This window comes from Janthinobacterium sp. BJB304, assembly GCF_002735765.1.
GTDB lineage: Bacteria > Pseudomonadota > Gammaproteobacteria > Burkholderiales > Burkholderiaceae_D > Janthinobacterium.
The window spans coordinates 68,110-86,933 of the sequence record NZ_PDZN01000019.1 but is presented as its reverse complement, the minus strand read 5'-3'; the positions used below and the strand labels follow the sequence as shown (position 1 = coordinate 86,933).

At 64.2% G+C, this 18,824-nt stretch carries 19 protein-coding genes; 8 read left to right on the top strand and 11 right to left on the bottom strand.

What is annotated here, in order from left to right; all coding sequences use genetic code 11:
- Positions 1–14 precede the first annotated feature (14 nt).
- The 6 genes from CSQ95_RS21310 to CSQ95_RS21285 form a co-directional block, all read right to left on the bottom strand.
- Complete coding sequence (locus CSQ95_RS21310) at positions 15–995, bottom strand: FHA domain-containing protein (RefSeq protein WP_099410954.1); 981 nt, start codon at positions 993–995, stop codon at positions 15–17.
- Entirely contained in the window at positions 992–2,389 is a 1,398-nt protein-coding gene (locus CSQ95_RS21305; protein ID WP_099410953.1) for a serine protease, read from the bottom strand. The genes CSQ95_RS21310 and CSQ95_RS21305 overlap by 4 nt, the downstream gene beginning before the upstream one ends.
- A 71-nt stretch (positions 2,390–2,460) precedes the next feature.
- On the bottom strand, positions 2,461–3,114 hold the full coding sequence (gene ribA / locus CSQ95_RS21300; protein WP_099378311.1) for a GTP cyclohydrolase II: 654 nt from the start codon (positions 3,112–3,114) through the stop codon (positions 2,461–2,463).
- 220 nt (positions 3,115–3,334) lie between these two features.
- Complete coding sequence (locus CSQ95_RS21295; RefSeq protein WP_099410952.1) at positions 3,335–5,578, bottom strand: PhoX family phosphatase; 2,244 nt, start codon at positions 5,576–5,578, stop codon at positions 3,335–3,337.
- A 156-nt stretch (positions 5,579–5,734) separates the two neighbouring features.
- Positions 5,735–6,121, bottom strand: a complete 387-nt coding sequence (locus CSQ95_RS21290) for a DoxX family protein (RefSeq protein ID WP_070288742.1) — start codon at positions 6,119–6,121, stop codon at positions 5,735–5,737.
- 27 nt (positions 6,122–6,148) lie between these two features.
- Positions 6,149–6,850 carry a pirin family protein gene (locus CSQ95_RS21285; protein WP_099410951.1) on the bottom strand — a complete coding sequence of 234 codons (702 nt, stop codon included), beginning with the start codon at positions 6,848–6,850 and terminating at the stop codon, positions 6,149–6,151.
- 167 nt (positions 6,851–7,017) lie between these two features.
- On the opposite strand from CSQ95_RS21285, the gene CSQ95_RS21280 reads away from it, so the two are divergent.
- Together CSQ95_RS21280 and CSQ95_RS21275 are read left to right on the top strand one after the other, a co-directional pair.
- Complete coding sequence (locus tag CSQ95_RS21280; RefSeq protein WP_070288740.1) at positions 7,018–7,944, top strand: LysR family transcriptional regulator; 927 nt, start codon at positions 7,018–7,020, stop codon at positions 7,942–7,944.
- A gap of 154 nt (positions 7,945–8,098) precedes the next feature.
- A complete protein-coding gene (locus CSQ95_RS21275) occupies positions 8,099–10,255 on the top strand; it encodes a bifunctional diguanylate cyclase/phosphodiesterase (protein WP_099410950.1) in 2,157 nt (718 codons plus the stop codon).
- A gap of 11 nt (positions 10,256–10,266) precedes the next feature.
- Here the strand turns inward: CSQ95_RS21275 and CSQ95_RS21270 are convergent, their stop codons facing one another.
- Entirely contained in the window at positions 10,267–10,800 is a 534-nt protein-coding gene (locus CSQ95_RS21270; protein WP_099410949.1) for a DUF4256 domain-containing protein, read from the bottom strand.
- Positions 10,801–10,864: 64 nt separating this feature from the next.
- The gene (locus CSQ95_RS21265) at positions 10,865–11,785 is read right to left on the bottom strand and encodes a LysR family transcriptional regulator (protein ID WP_257218138.1); all 921 of its coding nucleotides are present in this window, start codon (positions 11,783–11,785) and stop codon (positions 10,865–10,867) included.
- A gap of 86 nt (positions 11,786–11,871) precedes the next feature.
- Between CSQ95_RS21265 and CSQ95_RS21260 the strand changes: the two genes are divergently transcribed.
- Positions 11,872–13,095, top strand: a complete 1,224-nt coding sequence (locus CSQ95_RS21260) for an MFS transporter (protein ID WP_180279123.1) — start codon at positions 11,872–11,874, stop codon at positions 13,093–13,095.
- A 9-nt stretch (positions 13,096–13,104) separates the two neighbouring features.
- Here CSQ95_RS21260 and CSQ95_RS21255 read toward each other — a convergent pair whose 3' ends face one another.
- Complete coding sequence (locus CSQ95_RS21255) at positions 13,105–13,992, bottom strand: DMT family transporter (protein WP_099410946.1); 888 nt, start codon at positions 13,990–13,992, stop codon at positions 13,105–13,107.
- A gap of 77 nt (positions 13,993–14,069) precedes the next feature.
- On the opposite strand from CSQ95_RS21255, the gene CSQ95_RS21250 reads away from it, so the two are divergent.
- The 3 genes from CSQ95_RS21250 to CSQ95_RS21240 are packed head-to-tail and all read left to right on the top strand — an operon-like array spanning position 14,070 to position 16,087.
- The gene (locus CSQ95_RS21250) at positions 14,070–14,558 is read left to right on the top strand and encodes an Lrp/AsnC family transcriptional regulator (RefSeq protein ID WP_099410945.1); all 489 of its coding nucleotides are present in this window, start codon (positions 14,070–14,072) and stop codon (positions 14,556–14,558) included.
- A 10-nt stretch (positions 14,559–14,568) separates the two neighbouring features.
- Entirely contained in the window at positions 14,569–15,390 is an 822-nt protein-coding gene (locus tag CSQ95_RS21245) for an APH(3') family aminoglycoside O-phosphotransferase (protein WP_099410944.1), read from the top strand.
- A 52-nt stretch (positions 15,391–15,442) separates the two neighbouring features.
- Entirely contained in the window at positions 15,443–16,087 is a 645-nt protein-coding gene (locus tag CSQ95_RS21240) for a GNAT family N-acetyltransferase (protein WP_099410943.1), read from the top strand.
- A 52-nt stretch (positions 16,088–16,139) separates the two neighbouring features.
- Here CSQ95_RS21240 and CSQ95_RS21235 read toward each other — a convergent pair whose 3' ends face one another.
- Entirely contained in the window at positions 16,140–16,682 is a 543-nt protein-coding gene (locus tag CSQ95_RS21235; RefSeq protein ID WP_143450026.1) for a hypothetical protein, read from the bottom strand.
- A gap of 104 nt (positions 16,683–16,786) precedes the next feature.
- Between CSQ95_RS21235 and CSQ95_RS21230 the strand changes: the two genes are divergently transcribed.
- Positions 16,787–17,170, top strand: coding sequence for a glutaredoxin (locus CSQ95_RS21230; RefSeq protein WP_099410941.1), 384 nt, complete (start codon positions 16,787–16,789; stop codon positions 17,168–17,170).
- A gap of 8 nt (positions 17,171–17,178) precedes the next feature.
- Here CSQ95_RS21230 and CSQ95_RS21225 read toward each other — a convergent pair whose 3' ends face one another.
- On the bottom strand, positions 17,179–17,415 hold the full coding sequence (locus tag CSQ95_RS21225; RefSeq protein ID WP_034749909.1) for a DUF3820 family protein: 237 nt from the start codon (positions 17,413–17,415) through the stop codon (positions 17,179–17,181).
- A 144-nt stretch (positions 17,416–17,559) separates the two neighbouring features.
- Between CSQ95_RS21225 and CSQ95_RS21220 the strand changes: the two genes are divergently transcribed.
- Positions 17,560–18,771, top strand: a complete 1,212-nt coding sequence (locus CSQ95_RS21220) for an MFS transporter (RefSeq protein ID WP_099410940.1) — start codon at positions 17,560–17,562, stop codon at positions 18,769–18,771.
- Positions 18,772–18,824: the final 53 nt, after the last annotated feature.

Here is an 18,824-nt window from a genome sequence, read left to right as displayed (position 1 = left end):
TGCATGGCGGCGCGTTAATCGCCGCTGTCTTCATCTTCGTCGGCGCCCTTGGCCGCCTTGCCCCGTTCGGCGTCGACGGCGCGCTGCAGGCTGGCCGCGTCGCGGAAGAAGGCATCCGTCGTGTGATCCGGGCTCAGGCGCAAGGCCGGCGGGTAGATCGCCGACATGTACGCCTCGTCGGCCAGGCGGCCGCTGATCTGCAGGTTGCTCAGCAAAATCAGGCTCGAGCCAAGGATGGCCAGCACGACGGCGACGAGGCCGAAGCGGCGCGGATGCTGCGGCTTGATCGTGCACAGATGGTAGTAGATCATGGCGCAGACGATGACGATGAACATATGCCGTCCGTAGCGCGTCAGCGCTTCCAGCGAGAACGCATACGCCGCCACCTTGCTGCCCAGTTCCCACACTTCCATGGCCAGCAAGCCGCAACCGATGATAAACAGGTGGCGGCCGAAGCGCGCCACATGGCCGAACAGACGGTTCGCCACGGCCCAGATCGACGACCACACGAGGCCGCCGGCCAGCGCGGTGGCGATGATCATCAGGTAGGAAATCGGATCGAAGGCATCGGCATCGCTGAGCCAGTTGCTGAAGGCGGCCGAAGCGCCGATCATGGCCAGGCCGGCGACGGCCGGGCGCAAGCCTTCCCAGTCATGCCTGGTCGTGTCGCCCAGTTCGGGCGCCACCGGATGGTCGCTGGCGCGCACGCGCAGGCGCGTGTGGCCCAGGCGCACGATGCTGTTGCCGTTCAAGGCCACCTGCGCTTGCCGCAGTCCCCGGTGGATCACGCCGTTATGGCTGCCCAGGTCGCGCAGCAGCAGGCCGCCTGCGCCATCGTCGTCGACAATGGCGTGCTCGGCCGCCGTATGCGGATCGTCGAGGATGAAGTCGTTGTCATAGCCGCGGCCGATGCGGATCGGCAGGGACTCCATCCGCTGGCGCCGCTGCACTTCGCCATTCTCGGCGAGGATTTCAAGGTAATAGGGCGGCTTCATGGCTTGCGGCCGCTTTCCCGCGACAGCGCTTCGAGGAAGGTGCTCGTGACGCGCAAGCCGTTGGCGTAGGACACGCCGCGCGCGTCGATGCGGCTTTGCAGGCTCATGAGCGGCTCATCGGTGCTGGCGGCCAGCAGGGCAAAGTCGTACAGTCCCGTAAACTTGCGGTAGGCGCGCACGCACAGCACGGCGCGCAGGGGCAGGGTGGTGTTTTTGACGAACTGTTCGGTGCAATGGGGGCCTGTCAGGTGCGCGCTCTTGTAGCTGCCAAAACTTTCGTTCTTGAACGAGGCGCTGGCCAGCTCGGAAAAGCGCAGCGGACCCAGTTCGCTGCTGCGCAGGAATTCGTGGCGCATCGACACTTGCCCCGTCTGCAGGGCGCCGGAAATGAAGATGGCTGACTCCATGGCGCAACTGGTGTTGTCGAGCAAGTAGGGCTTGTCGGACTTGACGTTGGAGCGCCCCCAGCAGCGCATCTGGTCGGACTCGCGCACGGGCACGCGGTACGGGCCCATGGCTTTCAGGCTCAACGGCGTGTCGAGCAGGCGCGCCAGCATGACTTCCTGGTGCGCCAGCAGTTGCGCCGTCACCAGCGGCTTGAAGTCTTTCGGCGGCTTGCCTTGCTGCGCCACCTTGGCCAGCAATTGCTGGGCATAGCGGGCCGGCACGAGAAAACTGACGAGTTCGCCGTCGAGGCGTTTTGACACGTTCACGCCCGCGACGTCGCCATTCGCAGTGACGCTGGGGCCGCCGCTCATGCCGGAATTGATCGGTCCCGTAAACATCAGCTGGTCGTAGAAGCTGCGCGTGACGACGCCGTTGTACGACCCTTCCGAAATGGCGAAACCCAGGTCCAGCGGGTTGCCCATCGAATACAGGTACTGGCCCTGCGTCAGGGGTGCCAGCGCTTCCGGCATCTTGAAAAAGCCCGTGCCATGGCGGTTCACGCGCAGCACGGCCAGGTCGTGCAGCACGTCGACGGCCAGCAATTCCACATTGCCCCGCTGGCCGCTCGTGTCGACCCATTCGCCCACATAGGTGTCCGGGTCGAGGGCGAATTGCGACACGACGTGATAGTTGCTCACCACCAGGTCGCCCGTGCCGATCAAAAAGCCGGAGCCGACGGACGATTGCGTGCGGCCGTTTTTCAGCAGCACGCGCACTTGCAAAATATCGGCGCGCGCGGCCGTGTACAGTTTTTGCGCGGCCGACGAGGGCGGCGGCAGGGCCGCATGTTCGGTGGCGGCAGGCGCGGCGGTGGCCGGCGGCGGCTTGGCGGGGGGAGTCGAAGCGGCGGTGGCCGCGGCTGGCGCAGGCGCCGGGGCCGGGGCCGCGTTGGCGCCTGCGCCAGCGCACAGGCTGGCCAGCAAGCAGGCGTAGTCAGAGAATTTCATGCATCCTTTGTGCGTGAGCAGGAGCGAAACGGGGGGGCGCTGCCGCGCCGGCGCGGCTAGCCGGTTGGCAATTACAGGGCGCCGTCTTCCAGCGCCGGCGCCGTTTCCGGCGTCATCATGTGGCCCAGTTTGCTTTGCTTGGTATTCAGGTAGTGCTGGTTGAACGCGTTGCGGTTGACCAGCAGCGGCACCCGTTCGGCCACCGTGATGCCCAGCGCTTCCATGGCCGCGATCTTGCGCGGATTGTTCGTCATCAAACGCAGGCTATTGATGCCGAATTGCGCAAACATGGGTTTGCACAAGGTGTAGTTGCGCGCGTCGGCCTTGAAGCCCAGCTGTTCATTCGCCTGCACCGTGTCGGCGCCTGCTTCTTGCAGGCGGTAGGCGCGGATTTTATTGATCAGGCCAATGCCGCGCCCTTCCTGGCGCAGGTACAGCAAGATGCCGCGGCCTTCCTCGGCGATGCGTTTCAAGGCGCCTTCGAGCTGGGCGCCGCAGTCGCAGCGCTGCGAAAACAGCACGTCGCCCGTCAGGCACTCGGAATGCACGCGCGCCAGCACCGGTTCGCCGTTGCCGATATCGCCCAGCACCATGGCCAGGTGTTCCTTGCCCGTGGCGTGTTCGACAAAGGCGTGCAGGGTGAACTGGGCCCACGGCGTCGGCAGTGCGCAGGAAGTCGTGTAATCCAATTCGCCTGTCGCCAGGAGGTCTGCGCCGCTTTGCATGGTTGTGCTCATATAAGTAATTGTCAAAAATAAAAGGCGCGCGACACCACTCCGGTGCCGGCGCGCCTTGCCATCATACCAAAAAGCAGGGAAACGTTTTCCCCGGTTGCCATTCGGTCGTTGCAATGTCTGGTGATGAACCTTACTTAGGGGCACTTCCTCCTTTTACAAGGTCGATGGCTGGCTATGCCTGGCGGATGCCGCCGCCAGGCACGGGACATCAACTGCCGATGCGGCCGCCGTCGTTCTTGGTGATCACGATGGTGGCCGAGCGGGGACGCTTGCCGGCGCCGTAACCGGCGTTGGCCGGCCACTGGCTCGTGTATTTGGACGGATCGCCGATATTCGCCAGCGCGGTGTTTTCGCCCGGGTGCTGGATGTTGATGAACATGGTCTTGCCGTCCGGCGTTTCGCTGATGCCCGTGATTTCCGAGCCGACCGGCCCCACCAGGAAGCGTTTGAGCGTGTCGGCCGTGGGTTTCTTGCCGATGAAGGTATCGACGGCCAGGTTGCCGCCGGCCGCCGTGGCGTAGTTCAGGGTGGACTTGGCGCCGTCGCCCACCTTGCCGGGGATGGCCGCGAGCATCATGCAGTTGGTCACATCCGTGTACGCGCCATCGTCCGTCTGGATCCAGCAGATGCCCGTGTAGGGGCTGAAGGCCAGGCCGTCCGGGCTCGAGAAATCCTGGTCGGCCGTCAGGTTCGACAGGTTGATCTTGCTGGCGTCGGCGCCGCTCTCGGCGCCAAACAGGTAGACATCCCACGTAAAGCTGGTGGCCGCGGCCGCGCCCGTGCCTTCTTTGAAGCGGATGATGTGGCCGTTCGGATTGCCGTTCTGCGCGCTGCTGCCCTTCATGTCCGTGTAGGCGCGCGGGTTGGCGCTGTCGGGCGCCAGCTGCGACGAGCCGCTCGGATTGACGGTGCGGTTCGAGTTGTTGGTCAGCGTGTAATAGATCTCGCCATTGGCCGGATTCACCGAGCACCATTCCGGGCGGTCCATCTTCGTCGCGCCCACGGCGTCGGCCGCCAGGCGGGCATTGACCAGCACGTCGGCCAGGTCGGCGAACTTGTAGGCGCCGTACGCCTGGATCAGCGCGTTCGACAGGGACAGCTCGATCCACTGGCCCGTGCCGTCGGCGGCCAGCTTGGCCACGTACAGCTTGCCCGAATCGAGGTATTTGTCGCCGGTGGCGATGCGGTCGGCCGGGTTGGCGTCCGCGGCGGCCCAGACGGCGGCCGTGACGAATTTGTAGATGTATTCGTTGCGCGAATCGTCGCCCATGTAGACGGCCAGCTGCTGGCCCACGGCCGGCACGCTGAAGGCGGCGCTTTCGTGCGCGTAGCGGCCCAGCGCCGTGCGCTTGCGGATCGCCTTGGTCTTGTCGTACGGGTCCATCTCGACGATGTAGCCCATGCCGTTGAGCTCATTGCGGTAATCGTCGCTGCCATCGGCTGATGCGCCGGTCTTGCTCAGGTTCCAGCGCGCGTACTTGTCGTCGCTGCCGCCCGTTTCCCAGCCGTGGCGCGAGGCGCCGCCCTGGCTGCGGCCATAGCGGTTCAGCGACACCACGGACTTGTCGCCGCGCGCCGCGTTGTCGGTGGACGAGCGCGTGAAGTAGCCGGCCCAGTTTTCTTCGCCGGAGAGGTAGCTGCCCCATGGCGACTTGCCCGTGCCGCAGTTGTTGATGGTGCCGCGCGTCTTGGTGCCGGTCGGCGAATACTTGGTCACCACGAGGGAGTTTCCGCGCACGGGGCCGGCAAGCTCGATGTCCGTCAACGGCGTGACGCGGCGGTTGAAGGCGGAATCGTTGACGGTGGCCCAGGCGCTGCCCGTCTTTTTGACTTCCACCACGCTCAGGCCGTGGACGGCCACTTCCTTGTCGACTTCGGCGGCGGGGCGCGGCAGCGAGGTGGTGCCGCCATTCACGTGCAGGAAGTGCGAGGACAGTTTTTCGTCCGTGGTCGCTTCGTGGTTCATCGCCAGCAAGCCCCGTTCGGCGCCGGAGGCCAGCGGCGCGCCGGCGGCGGACAGGCCGTAGTATTCCATGCCGTCGTGGTGGTCGCCGGCGCGGTTGTCGAAATCGGTATCGCTGCCGTCATTCTTGTAGGCTGGCGTGGCCGCGCGCAGCGAGTCGCCCAGCGCATACAGCGCGGTGGCCGTGTAGCCGGCCGGCACCGACACGACGTCGGCCAGGCTTTTTGGCACGGCCGTGAAGGCCAGCAGTTTTTCGGGCGTTGGCGTCGGCGTCGGCGTGACGGCGACCGCATCGCTGCCGCCGCCGCAAGCGGACAGGCCCATCGAACCCATGACGGCGGTAGCGGCCGTGACGGCGCTGCCGCGCAGCCAGTTGCGGCGGCTCAGGCGGGCGTTCAGGATGCTGTTGAAATGGTTGTCGTGGGACGCGTTGCTGTCAATGTCGTTCAGATCGGTGGCGCGGATGGCCAGATCGTTGGGCTTGTTCATGGGCTGCGATGTCCTGTGGTTGCGTGATTTAAAGGCAACCGCATGATAGTTGTCGAATGTGACAGCGCCATGTCAGCTTAATGACAAAACGGTGACAGGCTGCCGGCCGGACGGGACGCGTCGATGACGGGCCCGTCCGGTCAGGCAGCCTTGGCCTCACTTGGTCTGGCGAAAGCCGCGCTCCACCAGCAAGAGCATGCCGCCGAAGATGGACAGGTTCTTCAGGAAGTTCGTCAGCTGGTCCTGGAAGTGGGCCGCATCGGCGCTCCAGAAGGCGTGGAAGATCACGGTGGTCGGAATCAGGAACAGCGCCAGGGCCAGCGCCGCCCAGCGCGCCTGCCACCCCGTGATCAGCAGCAGGCCGCCGCCCACTTCCAGGGCGATCACGCCCACCAGCAAGATATTGGCGATCGGCAAACCCTGGCTGGCCATGTAGCCGGCCACACCGGCAAAGCCGCCGATTTTCAGCAAGCCCGAGACAAAGAACAGCACGCCAAGGGCGGCACGGCCGAGGGGCAGCAATACGTTGGTTCTGTTTTCCATGATTTTCTCTTTCTTTGTATTTATCAATTATTTCGGTAAATCGAAGACCAGAAACTCTGCGTCCTCTGCTTGCGTGATGATCACGGCCGCTTCCTGCGTCAATTTCAGCGCGTCGCCCGCTTTCAAGGGCGTGCCGTTGACGACCAGGCTGCCGCGGATCAGGTGCACATAGGCGAGGCGGCCTTCTTCCAGCGCATGTTCGGCTTGCTCGCCTTCCTGCAGGATGCTGGCGTAGATGGCCGCATCCTGGTGGATCAGCACGGAACCCTGGCGGCCGTCGGACGAGGCGATCAAGCGCAGCTTGCCCCGTTTGTTTTCCGGCGTGAAGTGTTTCTCTTCATAGCTGGGGGGAATGCCCGTCACGTTCGGCTGGATCCAGATCTGCAGGAAGTGCAAGCCATCCGTCGCCGAGTGGTTGAACTCGCTGTGGCGCACGCCGCTGCCGGCGCTCATGCGCTGCACATCGCCGTAGTGCAGCACGGAACCGGTGCCCATGCTGTCCTTGTGTTCGAGCGCGCCGTCGAGCACATACGAAATGATTTCCATGTCGCGGTGGCCGTGCGTGCCGAAACCCTGGCCTGGCGTGACCCGGTCTTCATTGATCACCAGCAGGGGACCAAAGCCCATGTGCAGCGGATCGTGGTAGCTGCCGAAGGAAAAGCTGTGGTGGGAATTGAGCCAGCCGTGGTTGGCGGCGCCGCGTTCTTCGCTATGACGAATCTGTAACATGGTGGACTCCGTTTCTAAAGGTTAATGTGCGATAATTTCGAAGGACCGTTGCCTGGCGCTATGCCTTGGGTTCTTTTCTGCCCTTCGCTGTACGATGAACAAAGTATAGGCGCCTCAGAAGAGAAAGAAAAACGGAAAATCTTGCGACCTATGATCGAAAAAATCGAATGTTAAGACTGAGCCTGGAAGCGCTGCAAATCGTCGATGCCATCGACCGCCGTGGATCGTTCTCGTCGGCCGGCAAGGAGTTGCATAAAGTCCCGTCCACCATTTCCTATACGGTGGCCAAGCTCGAGGACGACCTGGGCGTGCAGGTGTTCCAGCGCAATGGCCCGAAAGTCATGCTGACGGCGGCCGGCCAGGAATTGCTGAAAGAGGGCAGGTATTTGCTGAAGGCGGCGCAGGACCTCGAGCACCGCGTGCGCAGGGTGGCGTCCGGTTGGGAAACGGAATTGTCCATCGGCATCGATTCCATGTTTTCCGCCGTGGCCCTGGCCGACGACGTGCGCGCCTTTTACGACGTGGCGCAGCAGACGCGCTTGCGCCTGTCGCAAGACACCTTGTCGGGCACCTGGGAAGCGTTGCTGGACCGGCGCGCCGACTTGCTGGTGGGCGCGCCAGGCGACGGGCCGGCGGGCGGCGGCTATATCGCGCAGCCGATCGGCATGCTCGACTTCGTCTTTACCGTGGCGCCCACGCATCCGCTGGCGCGGGTGGCCGAACCCTTGTCGCGCGGCCATTTGCAGCAGCACCGGGCCGTGGTGGTGGCCGATTCGGCGCGCCAGATGGCGCCGCGCACGGTGGGGCTGCTGCTGGGGCAAGATGCCTTGAGCGTGCCGAACATGCAGGTCAAGTTCGATTACCAGGTGCTGGGGCTGGGCTTTGGCTTCCTGCCGGGGCCATGCGCGCGCGCCGCCATCGCGCGTGGCTTGCTGGTGGAAAAGGCCGTGGAAGAGCCGAAACCGTCGGAAACGTTTTACCTGGCCTGGAGAGTGGGCGAGGATGGCGCCGCGCTGCGCTGGTGGATGGCGCGCATGCGCGAACCCGATGTGTTTGCCCGCCTGGCGCAGCATCTGCCGGGCCATTCGGCGTAGGCCTTAAAATGTTGACATACGCCAACACTTTTAAGTTACCATATTCACAGTATTTCCCGCCCGACCTCCACGCCCCACAGTGGGATTTTGATGATTACACACACCGCAGCGCCCCTGATCCCTTCCCCTGACCTGGTCCACAAGCGGGGTTGCCATGCTTGAGGCGAAGGTCGCGCTGTGCCTGCGCCTGGCCCAGGATGCCCGTGAACAGGCGGGCCCGCAGCAGGCCGCCACCCTGGCGCGGCTGGAGGAAGAGCTGGAGCGGCTGCGCGGCGCCAGCCGGCCCGTGATGCGCGTGGCGCCCCCTGACGCCTTGCTGGAAATCGATCCCGACGGCTTTTTGATCGGCTGGAACCATGGCGCCGAACAGATGTTCGGCTATTCCGAACTGGAAGCACTGGGCCAGCACATCCTGTTTTTGTATCCGGAAGACGACGCGGAAGCGAGCGTGCTGGAACTGCATTTCACGCAGGGCGACGTGGCCACCGATGTGCGCCGGCGCAAGAAGTCGGGCATGGTGACATGGCTGCGCATGCACCGCCATGTGATCCACGACCAGGCGGGCAAGGGCTGTGGCATGGCTGTGCGCCTGTCGGCCATGAGCGAGCCGCTGTCCGACGTGGACAAGGTCCGGTTGCACGCCCGCATCATCGAAGACAGCGAGCAAGCCGTGCTGATCACGGATGCGGAAGAGCGCATCGTCTCGATCAACAGCTCGTTTTCCCGCATCACCGGCTATTCGCCGGCCGAAGCCATCGGCCGCACGCCGGACTTGCTGCGCTCGGGCGTGCACGACCCGGATTTCCGCGCCAAGGTGCGCGCCGCCATGCGCGGCCACGGTTCCTGGCGCGGCGAAATCATCGGCAAGCGCAAGAATGGCGAACTGTTCCCGCAAGACGTCACCATCAGCGTCGTGCGCGACGAATTCGGCGAAATCAGCCACGTGTTTTCCCTGTTTTCCGATATCTCGGTGCACAAGGATGCCGAAGCGCGCATGCAGCGCATGGCCAACTACGACAGCCTGACGGGCTTGCCCAACCGCTGCCTGCTGAACCAGCTGGTCGACCAGGGTCTGGCCGAAGCGAAGCGCCAGGGCACGCATGGCGCGCTGATGGTCATCGACATCAGCCGCATCGGTTCCATCAGCGACACCCTGGGCCATGAAGTGGGCGACCAGCTGGTGATCGCCATCGGCCAGCTGTTCCGCGGCGCCTTGCGCGACGCCGACATCCTGGCGCGGGTCGACAACAGCAAATTCGTCGTGGCCCTGCTGCACATCGAAAAGCGCGAACACGCGGCCAACGTGGCGCAAAAGCTGCTCAACCTGCTGGAGGCGCCGATCAATATCGACGCGCACGCGCTGCACGTGGGCGCCAGCATCGGCATCACCGTGTATCCGGAAGACGGCCTGGAAGCGCCGGCCCTGTTCCGCTTTGCCGACGTGGCCGTGGCCAAGGCGGGGCAGACCATCGAATCGACCTTCCTGTTCTACCGCGAAGACATGAACCGCAGGGCCAAGGAGCATCTGCGCCTGGAAAGCGAAATGCGGCTGGCGCTCGGCGACAAGGAGCTGGAATTGCATTACCAGCCGAAAGTGAGCCTGGCCAGCGGACGCATCGTGGGCGCGGAAGCCTTGCTGCGCTGGAAGCATCCGATGCGCGGCATGGTTTCGCCCGGCGTCTTCATCCCCGTCGCCGAGGAAACCAGTCTGATTCTGGAGCTGGGCACCTGGGTGCTGGACGAGGCGTGCCGTCAGATCCGCAGCTGGGAAGACCGTGGCCTGCACATGCCGGCCATTGCCGTCAACCTGTCGGCGCGCCAGTTCGATGAACAGTTGCCGGTGCGCATAGCGGCCGTACTCGAGCGCTACCAGGTGCGGCCCGACCAGATCATGCTGGAAATCACGGAAAGCCTGCTGATGCGCGGCGCCGACAAGGTCATCGGCATCATGAACCAGCTGGTGGCCATGGGACTGGCGCTGGCGCTGGACGACTTCGGCACCGGCTATTCCAGCCTCGCCTACCTGAAGAAATTCCCCATCAGCACATTGAAAATCGACCGCTCCTTCGTCATCGGCTTGCCCTTCGAGGAAAACGATTGCGCCATCGCCCGCGCCATCGTCACCATGGCGCAGCAGCTGCGCCAGGAAATCGTCGCCGAAGGAGTGGAAACGGCCGAACAGATGCGCTTCCTGCGCGAACTCGGTTGCGACCAGCTGCAAGGCTATCTGTTCAGCCCGGCCGTGCCGGCGGCCGAATTCGAGCTGATGCTCGATGAAGGCCGGCAATTGCGCCTGGAAGAGGCGGTCTGAACCGGCGTCGCTCAGACGCGCAGCAGTCCGCGAAAGCCCCGGCTCGCATAATACGATTCGGCGCCGTTGTGATACATGAAGACCTGGTCATAGCGGCGGTCGCAAAACAGGGCGCCGCCCAACGCCCGGATGCTGTCCGGTGTCGCGATCCAGCTCGAGGTCTTGCGGTCGAACGGTCCCAGCTCTTGCAACTGCCGGTACTGCGCCTGCGTCAGCAAGGCGATGCCCATCGCCTGCGCCATGGCGAGCGCGCTGCCGGCCGGCTTGTTGGCCTTGCGCGCAGCCAGGGCCGCCGCGTCGAAACACAGGCTGCGCCGGCCGATCGGGCTTTCTGTTGAGCAATCGCAAAACGTGACGGCGTCCGTGTCGCCGGCGTGCCCGATGACGTCCGGTTCGCCGCCCGTGTCTTCCATTTTCTGCAATGCCACCAGGCTGGCGGGAGCGGCATTCAAGCGCGCCAGCACCTTGTCCCAGGTCCATCCCGGATGGCGGTGCATGTGCCGGCTGAAGCGGGTTTGCAAGGTGCGGATCAAGTCATCATGCATGGCGCGGCTCCCTGGAAATTCAATGATACGGCCGATTATAAGACGCGATGCCGGCGGGCGGCGCTCATCCCAGCTTCACTTTTTCCAGCAGATAATCGAGCATTACGCGCACCCTGGCCGGCACTTGCAAGCCCGGTCCCACGAAGACGGCGTGCACGAGTTCCTTGTCGCCCGGATTGTAGTCCTGCAGCACTTCCACCAATTGACCTTGCACAATGTCGCGCTGCACGTGCTGGCGCGAAAAGCGTCCCAGGCCCATGCCCGCCAGCACCAGCTGGCGCATGCTTTCGCCATCGCTGACGCAGGTATTGCCCTGCGGCGCCACCTGCAGCGTATTTCCCTCCCCATCAAGGAAGGGCCAAGTCTCGTTCTGGCAGCGGAAGTTGAAGGCCAATAAATTGTGTTCGGACAATTCCTGCGGCGTGCGCGGCAGGCCGTGCCGGGCCGCGTAGGCGGGCGACGCCACCACCACCATCGCGTCCTCGCCGAGTTTGCGCGCCACCAGGTTCGATGCCTTCAGCTGGCCCGTGCGGATGGCGATGTCGGTGCGGTCTTCCAGCAAGTCGACGATGGCGTCGCTGACGACGACGTCGAGCACGATGTCGGGATAGCGCTGCGCGAATTCGGGCAGGATGGGCAGCAGATGGCGCACGCCGAACGGCACGAAACAGTTGATGCGCAAGCGTCCGCGCGGCGCCGCCCCCTGCGATGCTTCGCGCTCGGCGCCATCGATATCGTCGAGGATGCGCTTGCATTGCACGAAGAAGGCGTCGCCCTCGGGCGTCGTATGCAGCTGGCGCGTGCTGCGCTGGAGCAAACGCGCGCCCAGCCGCGCTTCCAGGCGATTGACGAGCTTGCTGACGGCCGACGGCGTCAAGGCCAGGCGGCGCGCGGCGGCGGAAAAGGCGCCCGTTTCCACCACCGCCACGAACACGGCCATCTCGAACGCGCGGTTGATGTCTTGCCTGGCCATTATTGAATCCATTTCACAGGTGTTTCCATTATTAGAGTCTATATCAAAAGTATTTATCTCGATACACTGGTCCGCTTGAACCATTTGTTGGAGCCATCATGACCACCGCAGCCCCTGTTTCCCCTCCAGCCAGCAAGATGCCGCCCGGCGTGCTGGCGCTGGCCGTCGGCGCCTTTGCCATCGGCGTGACCGAATTCATCGTCGTCGGCATCCTGCCCGCCATCGCGAAAGATTTGCAGATTTCCATCGAATCGGCCGGCTCCCTGGTCAGCCTGTATGCGCTGGCGCTGGCCATCGGTACGCCGCTGCTGGTGCTGCTGATGTCGCGTTTGCCGCGCAAGGTGGCCCTGCTGGGGCTGATGAGCGTGTTCCTGGCCGGTAACTTGCTGGCCGCCTTTTCCCACACGTTCGAATTGTTGCTGGTGGGACGGGTCATCACGGCCGTGGCGCACGGCACCTTCTTTGCCATCGGCGCCACCGTGGCCGCCAGCCTGGTCAGCAAGGCGCAGGCGGGCAGGGCGATTTCCGTGATGTTTGCGGGACTGACGTTGGCCATGGTGATCGGCGTGCCGTTCGGCAGCTTCCTCGGCAACCTGATGGGCTGGCGCTTGCCCTTCTTTGCCGTGGTGGTCCTGGCGGCGCTGGGTTTGGCCGCCATGGCGCGCTGGCTGCCGGCCGGCTTGCAGCAGGGCAAGGGCGGCAAGGCCATGACGCAACTGGCGGCCCTCGGCAGCGGTCCCATCCTGACGATGATGGCGGTCACCACCTTCGGCTTCGGCAGCAGCTTTGCCGCATTTACTTTTATTACGCCCATCCTGACGGACGTGACGGGCTTTTCCGCCACCATGGCCAGCGCCTTGCTGATCGTGTTCGGCATCGCCACGTTTGCCGGCAACCTGGCGGGCGGCTATCTGACCAGCCACCTGGGCTGGCAAAAGGCCTTGCGTGTGATGCTGCTGTTGCTGGCCGCCACGCAAGTGGGCGTGGCTTTGAGCATCAGCTCGCCATGGATGATGACGGTGATGCTGTTCGTCTGGGGCGTGTTCGCCTTCGGCCTGTCGCCCGCCTTGCAGGCCGGCATGCTGGCCACGGCCGAGCGCTACACGCCGCAAGCCGTCGATTTCGCCTCGGGCCTGAACATTTCCGCGTTTAATCTTGGTATTTCCTTCGGTTCCATGCTGGGCGCGCTGATGGTCTCGCGCCAGCTGATGGCGTCGTCGCCGTGGGCCGGCGTGGCGGCAGCGTTGCTGGCCTTGCTGCCGCTGGCCTGGCTGGCGCGCCGCAAGCTGGCGTCCCATGTGGCGGGCGCGGCCGTGCATTAAGGATACGGTTCAGGTATGCACGGCGGCAGCCGGCGCCCGCTTCTGGCGCTGCGCCATGTAGGAACTGCCCATCGAGGCGGCCATGATCATGGCAATCGCCAGCCATTGCGCGGCGTCAAGGCGTTCGTCGAGCAGGATGAAGGCCAGCATGGCGGCCACGGCCGGTTCCATGCTGCTCATGATGCCGAACGCTTGCGGCGTCAGCCGTTTCAGGGCCACCATTTCCAGCGAAATCGGTATCGCGCTGGAAATGAGCGCCACCCCTAATCCCACGCCCAGCACGACGGGCGAAAGCAGGGCGGCGCCGCTGTGCGCCACGCCCACGGGCACCACCACCAGCGCGGCCATGGTCAGGCCCAGGGATACCGAATGGCCCGCATGCAGATGGCTGGCGCGCTTGCCGAAGACGATGTACGAGGCCCAGCAGACGGCCGCGCCCAGGGCGAACAGCACGCCCGTGGGATCGAGATTGCTGATGTCGTGGCCGAGCGGCAACAGCAGCGCCAGTCCCGCCACGGCCAGGGCCACCCAGACGAAGTCGAGCGGACGGCGCGAGGCCAGCAGGGCCACGGCCAGCGGGCCGGAAAACTCGATGGCCACGGCGATGCCGAACGGGATCGTGCGCAGCGCCATATAGAAGCACAGGTTGGTCAAGCCCAGCGCGCCGCCGTACAGGGCCACCGTGCGCAGGTCGGCGCGGCTCAGCTGCCAGCGCCACGGGCGCCAGAACAGCAGCAGCAACAGCGCGGAAAAGCCCACGCGCACGGCCGTGGTGCCTTGCGCACCGACCAGCGGGAACAGGCTGTGCTTGGCCCATGAGGTGCCCAGTCCCAGGCAGGTGACGGAGCCGAGGATGGCGAGCAGGGGAATCAACGAGGAATAGCGGTGCTGAGGCATGGTAATAAATGGCTTGATATCGAAGTGGTGAAAGTTTATTGTGTCTGTTCCGATATTTGCACTCCATTTTGGCTATCATGACGCAACTTTCGCTCACGCCTTCCATCCCCCTCGATGCCTTCGACCTGGCCATCCTCGATATCTTGCAGCGCGATAACACGACTTCGCAGCGCGAAATCGCCCAGACCGTGCATTTGTCCGCACCGGCCGTGCAGCGGCGCATCCGCCGCCTGCGCGAAAGCGGGGTGATCCGCAACGAGGTGGCCGTGCTCGACGCGAGCCGCCTGGGCCGTCCCTTGATCTTGACGGTGGAAGTGCATTTGCACGACGAGCACCCGCAGCGCACGGCCGGCATGCGCGCGCGCATCATGGCCGAGCCTGCCATCCAGCAGTGCTACGGCATCACGGGCGAGGCCGATTACCTGCTGATCATTACCGCCAGCAGCATGGCCGAATACGAGGCACTGACGGAACGCCTGTTCGGCGGCGACGACAATATCCGGCGCTACCGTACCTCGGTGGCATTGACCTGCCTCAAGATGGGCTTGCACGTGCCGCTGGCATAGGATCGGACAGATGACGATCTCCAACAAGAAGCAAGCGGCCGTGACGGCAGCCATGCCCGCCAGCCTGCGCGCCGCCGTGGCCGGCTATCGATGGACGCGCGACAGCATCGGCGAATCGGATGCCGCCGTCTACCGGCTGCAGGGCAGGAACGGCGCGCCGGACCTGTTTTTGAAGTATGGCAAGGGTGTTGCCGCCGCCGAGCTCGCCGATGAACTGGCACGCCTGCGCTGGCTGGCGCCGTACCTGTCCGTGCCGCCCGTGGTCCAGTTCGGCCAGGCGGCGGACCGGCAGCAGGCATGGCTGCTGACGGCGGCGCTGCCGGGCAAGACGGCTCACGAATTACTGGAAGCCAATCCTGAGATTGGCCCCGCCGTGGCCGACGCGCTGGCAGCCTTCCTGCGCCGCCTGCATGCGCTGCCCGTGAGCGCCTGCCCGTTCGACGCCGGCCCTGCCGCACGGCTGGTCCAGGCGCGCCAGCGCATCGATGCGGGCCTCGTCGACGCCGACGATTTCGATGCCGGGCGCCAAGGCTGGACGGCGGAACAGGTGTGGGCGGCGCTGCAGGATTGCCAGCCGCTCACGCCCGACCTCGTCGTCACGCATGGCGACTTCTCGCTGGAAAATATCCTTATGCACGAAGAACAGGTCGTCGGCTGCCTCGACGTGGGACGGGCGGGCGTTGCCGACCGTTACCAGGACCTGGCCATCGTCTGGCGTGCTCTCGGTGCGTTGGACGCCGCGCTACAGCAAAGGTTTGCTGAGCAATATGGGCTCCTTGATATTGATCAAGGCAAGCTGCAATGGCATTTGCTGCTCGACGAGCTGTTTTGAGCGCCGCCCGCACTTTGGCATAATCAGCAGGGACGACTGTGGGAGCATGGGAATGGAAGAGCAGGAAAATGCACATCTGCTGGAACCCGGCCTGCTTGCCGCCTGGCTGGCAGCACGCTCGATTGCGCGTGGCTTGCCGCTGCCCGTGCCCGAGCACGGTGGCTGGCGCGTCGATACGCGTTTGCCGGGCGAAATCCGGCGCCACGTTTTTTCAGGCCCTGTGCCAGGCATCAGCGCGTTGGCGTCGTCGATCCACGGTCCGCATATCTTCATCAAAATGTGCGGCTCCGGGGAGCAATTGCTCCGGTTGTTGCCGCCCCGATGGCAACTCTTGCCTGGCGGCTTTTTCATGAGCCATGAAGGCGGTATGCATGCATCCGCGTTGCCTGCCGGCTACCAGCTTGACGTGACAAGGTCGCACGCAATCACGACGGCGCGCATTCTGGGCGGCGATGGCTGCGTTGCCGCCAGCGGCCATGCCGTGGAACATGCGGGCGTCTTTGTCTTTGACCGCATCGTCACGGAAGCGGCGCATCGGCGCCGGGGCCTGGGGAGGGCGCTGATCGCCGCGCTGGCGGCCCGGCAACGATCGGCCAGCGCGCGCCGGGTGCTGGTGGCCACCGAGGATGGGGCAAAATTGTACGCGAGCCTGGGTTGGCAAATCGACTCACCGTATTCGACGGCAACGATTGCTTGACGTTGCGATACCGTACTTGCGCATCGCGGAGGCCGGGCGGCCATGTTACGGCTCAAGGCTCTTCACTCTGCGCATCGCGCTCGCGGCAGCTCAAGGATGCGTAATGGCCCTTGGGCATCCTGGTCTTGATGGCAACCTCGTTCAGGGCATGCCGGATATCGACGGGGTCGCGCAAGGTGCAGCGCTGGGCGATGGCGAACGCCTGCAGCTTCTGCGTGCTGCCCTGCACCCTGAGCGTCACGCCCGCGCCGGGGCTGACGCAGCAGCCGATGTATTGCGTGATGTATTCTTCCTCGATCAGCACCAATTCATGCCCCATGAAGCTGGCCGGCTTTTTCAACAGGTAATAATCGGTGTAGTCGAAGCGCTGGTCCGGGTGCTTGCCGATGTAGCCTTCGCGCATGTAGGCCTGGATCGCCTTGCCGGAGGTGCCCACTCTTTGCGTCGTGCCCTTTTTCAGGTGTAGCGCCTGGATCAGGCCATTTTCAAGACCGGGATCGGCAGCGGCCAGGGCGCTGGAGGAGCAGGCGGCGAGCAAAAGCGAGCCGATCAGGCGGCGGGTGCGGCATGCCGGCATGAGAGTGAGTTTTTGCATAGATTCAAATGAAGGGGCGGAGTGGCGCAGTGTAGCCCACGCCAGCCTGTGTGCGTGGCACAATGCGTGATCGGCACGCCACGTGCCACTGACCCAGGACTTTCATGACCCGCGCCATCCTTGACGAAGCCCAGATCCATCCCGCCGCCCGCCCTTTGATCGGCAGCAAGCACCAGGACATCGTGCGCGAAGTGCAGGCGGCCATCGCCGCGCACCAGGTGGTGGTGGTCGGCATGGCGCTCAACCCGTTTCCGCGCAAGGCGCGCAAGATACTCGACGTGCTGGGCACGCCTTATCAGTACTTACAATACGGCAGCTATCTGAACCAGTGGCACCGCCGCAATGCCTTGAAAATGTGGACGGGCTGGCCCACGTTTCCCATGATTTTCGTCAATGGCGTGCTCATCGGCGGCGCCAGCGAGCTGCAAAAGCTCGTGGAAAATGGCGAGTTCAGCGCCATGCTGGCGAAGAAGCTGCGCGCGATTTAAGCTCCGTCTTATTCGCCGGGCCGCCACGGCGACTTGCGCGTGCGCAAGGGGTCGAGCAAGCTGCGTAAATCGTTGTGGTCGAGCTCGTACATCAGCGCAATTAAACTGCCCAGTTCGCCCGAGGGGAAGCCCTCGCGCGCGAACCAGCCCAGGTAGTGTCCCGGCAAATCGGCCAGCAAGCGTCCCTGATATTTCCCGTATGGCATTTCGCGCGTGACCAGCAGCGCCAGTTTTTCTGAATTCATGGTGGTGACCCCGTGTTGATGCGGCCAGTGTAGCAGACCATTGCATTGTTGAGTTGAGCGCAATTATCTTCTTCCCGATCAGGTATTTTTCGGAATAAAGAAAACCCCGATACTGCATGCCAACATCATTTATCGGAGTTTGCCATGCCCATTGCCTTGCTCGCGCTGACCCTCAGCGCCTTTGCCATCGGAACCACCGAGTTTGTCATCGTGGGACTGTTGCCCACCATCGCCGCGGACCTGGGCGTCAACCTGCCGTCGGCCGGCCTGCTGGTCAGCCTGTATGCGCTGGGCGTCGCCGTCGGCGCGCCCGTGCTGACCGCCCTGACGGGCAAGATTCCGCGCAAAACCCTGTTGCTGTCGTTGATGGTCTTGTTCACCCTGGGCAATTTGCTGGCGTGGAAATCACCGGGCTATGCAACCCTCGTCGTCGCCCGCATCCTGACGGGGCTGGCGCATGGCGTGTTCTTTTCCATCGGCTCGACCATCGCCACCTCGCTGGTGCCGAAGGACAAGGCGGCCAGCGCGATTGCCATCATGTTTACGGGCTTGACCGTGGCCCTGGTGACAGGCGTGCCGCTGGGCACCTTCATCGGCCAGCATTTCGGCTGGCGCGAAACCTTCCTCGCCGTCTCGGCCCTGGGTCTGGTGGCGTTCATCGGCAGCCTGCTGTACGTGCCATCGACCATCAAGCACAGCAAGCCCGCCTCGCTGCTGCAGCAAGTGCAGGTGCTGGGCCAGCCCCGGCTGCTGCTGGTGTATGCCATGACGGCCGTCGGCTATGGCGGCTCCTTCATCGCCTTTACCTATCTGGCGCCGATTTTGCAGCAAGTGTCGGGTTTCAGCGCCGGCGCCGTGGGCGCGGTGATGCTCGTGTATGGCGTGTCCGTGGCGTTCGGCAATATCTGGGGCGGCAAGCTGGCCGACAGCAAGGGTCCAGTGAGTGCCCTGAAACTGATCTTTTTGCTGCTGTCCGCAGTCTTGCTGCTGCTGACCTTCACGGCGCCGCATCCCGTGTTCGTCGTCATTACCGTGCTGCTGTGGGGGGCCGTGGCCTTCGGTAACGTGGCCGGTTTGCAAGTGTATGTCGTGCAGCAAGCGGAGCACTTCACGCCCCGCGCCGTGGATGTGGCATCGGGCCTGAATATCGCCGCTTTTAATCTTGGCATCGCCGGCGGCGCCTGGGGCGGCGGCCTGATCGTGGAACACCTGGGCCTCGTGCACACGGGCTGGATCGGCGCGCTGGTCGTGCTCGGTGCCTTCGGCTTGACGGCCTTGAGCGGCCGGATGGATCGTTTGAATCCCATCCCTGTGCGCAGCGGCGGCGAGAAATCGATCCATGCAGTGGGACATTAAGCCTGCTTGATCTGCAAGCAAGTCGCTGGCACGGGCGAGAGCAGGGTTTACAA

What these genes read in the sequence shown, in the direction of transcription:
- CSQ95_RS21310 (WP_099410954.1), bottom strand. Translation starts at nt 995, where the DNA reads ATGAAGCCGCCCTATTACCTTGAAATCCTCGCCGAGAATGGCGAAGTG.
- CSQ95_RS21305 (WP_099410953.1), bottom strand. Translation starts at nt 2,389, where the DNA reads ATGAAATTCTCTGACTACGCCTGCTTGCTGGCCAGCCTGTGCGCTGGC.
- ribA (WP_099378311.1), bottom strand. Translation starts at nt 3,114, where the DNA reads ATGCAAAGCGGCGCAGACCTCCTGGCGACAGGCGAATTGGATTACACG.
- CSQ95_RS21295 (WP_099410952.1), bottom strand. Translation starts at nt 5,578, where the DNA reads ATGAACAAGCCCAACGATCTGGCCATCCGCGCCACCGATCTGAACGAC.
- CSQ95_RS21290 (WP_070288742.1), bottom strand. Translation starts at nt 6,121, where the DNA reads ATGGAAAACAGAACCAACGTATTGCTGCCCCTCGGCCGTGCCGCCCTT.
- CSQ95_RS21285 (WP_099410951.1), bottom strand. Translation starts at nt 6,850, where the DNA reads ATGTTACAGATTCGTCATAGCGAAGAACGCGGCGCCGCCAACCACGGC.
- CSQ95_RS21280 (WP_070288740.1), top strand. Translation starts at nt 7,018, where the DNA reads ATGTTAAGACTGAGCCTGGAAGCGCTGCAAATCGTCGATGCCATCGAC.
- CSQ95_RS21275 (WP_099410950.1), top strand. Translation starts at nt 8,099, where the DNA reads ATGCTTGAGGCGAAGGTCGCGCTGTGCCTGCGCCTGGCCCAGGATGCC.
- CSQ95_RS21270 (WP_099410949.1), bottom strand. Translation starts at nt 10,800, where the DNA reads ATGCATGATGACTTGATCCGCACCTTGCAAACCCGCTTCAGCCGGCAC.
- CSQ95_RS21265 (WP_257218138.1), bottom strand. Translation starts at nt 11,785, where the DNA reads ATGGATTCAATAATGGCCAGGCAAGACATCAACCGCGCGTTCGAGATG.
- CSQ95_RS21260 (WP_180279123.1), top strand. Translation starts at nt 11,872, where the DNA reads ATGACCACCGCAGCCCCTGTTTCCCCTCCAGCCAGCAAGATGCCGCCC.
- CSQ95_RS21255 (WP_099410946.1), bottom strand. Translation starts at nt 13,992, where the DNA reads ATGCCTCAGCACCGCTATTCCTCGTTGATTCCCCTGCTCGCCATCCTC.
- CSQ95_RS21250 (WP_099410945.1), top strand. Translation starts at nt 14,070, where the DNA reads ATGACGCAACTTTCGCTCACGCCTTCCATCCCCCTCGATGCCTTCGAC.
- CSQ95_RS21245 (WP_099410944.1), top strand. Translation starts at nt 14,569, where the DNA reads ATGACGATCTCCAACAAGAAGCAAGCGGCCGTGACGGCAGCCATGCCC.
- CSQ95_RS21240 (WP_099410943.1), top strand. Translation starts at nt 15,443, where the DNA reads ATGGAAGAGCAGGAAAATGCACATCTGCTGGAACCCGGCCTGCTTGCC.
- CSQ95_RS21235 (WP_143450026.1), bottom strand. Translation starts at nt 16,682, where the DNA reads ATGCAAAAACTCACTCTCATGCCGGCATGCCGCACCCGCCGCCTGATC.
- CSQ95_RS21230 (WP_099410941.1), top strand. Translation starts at nt 16,787, where the DNA reads ATGACCCGCGCCATCCTTGACGAAGCCCAGATCCATCCCGCCGCCCGC.
- CSQ95_RS21225 (WP_034749909.1), bottom strand. Translation starts at nt 17,415, where the DNA reads ATGAATTCAGAAAAACTGGCGCTGCTGGTCACGCGCGAAATGCCATAC.
- CSQ95_RS21220 (WP_099410940.1), top strand. Translation starts at nt 17,560, where the DNA reads ATGCCCATTGCCTTGCTCGCGCTGACCCTCAGCGCCTTTGCCATCGGA.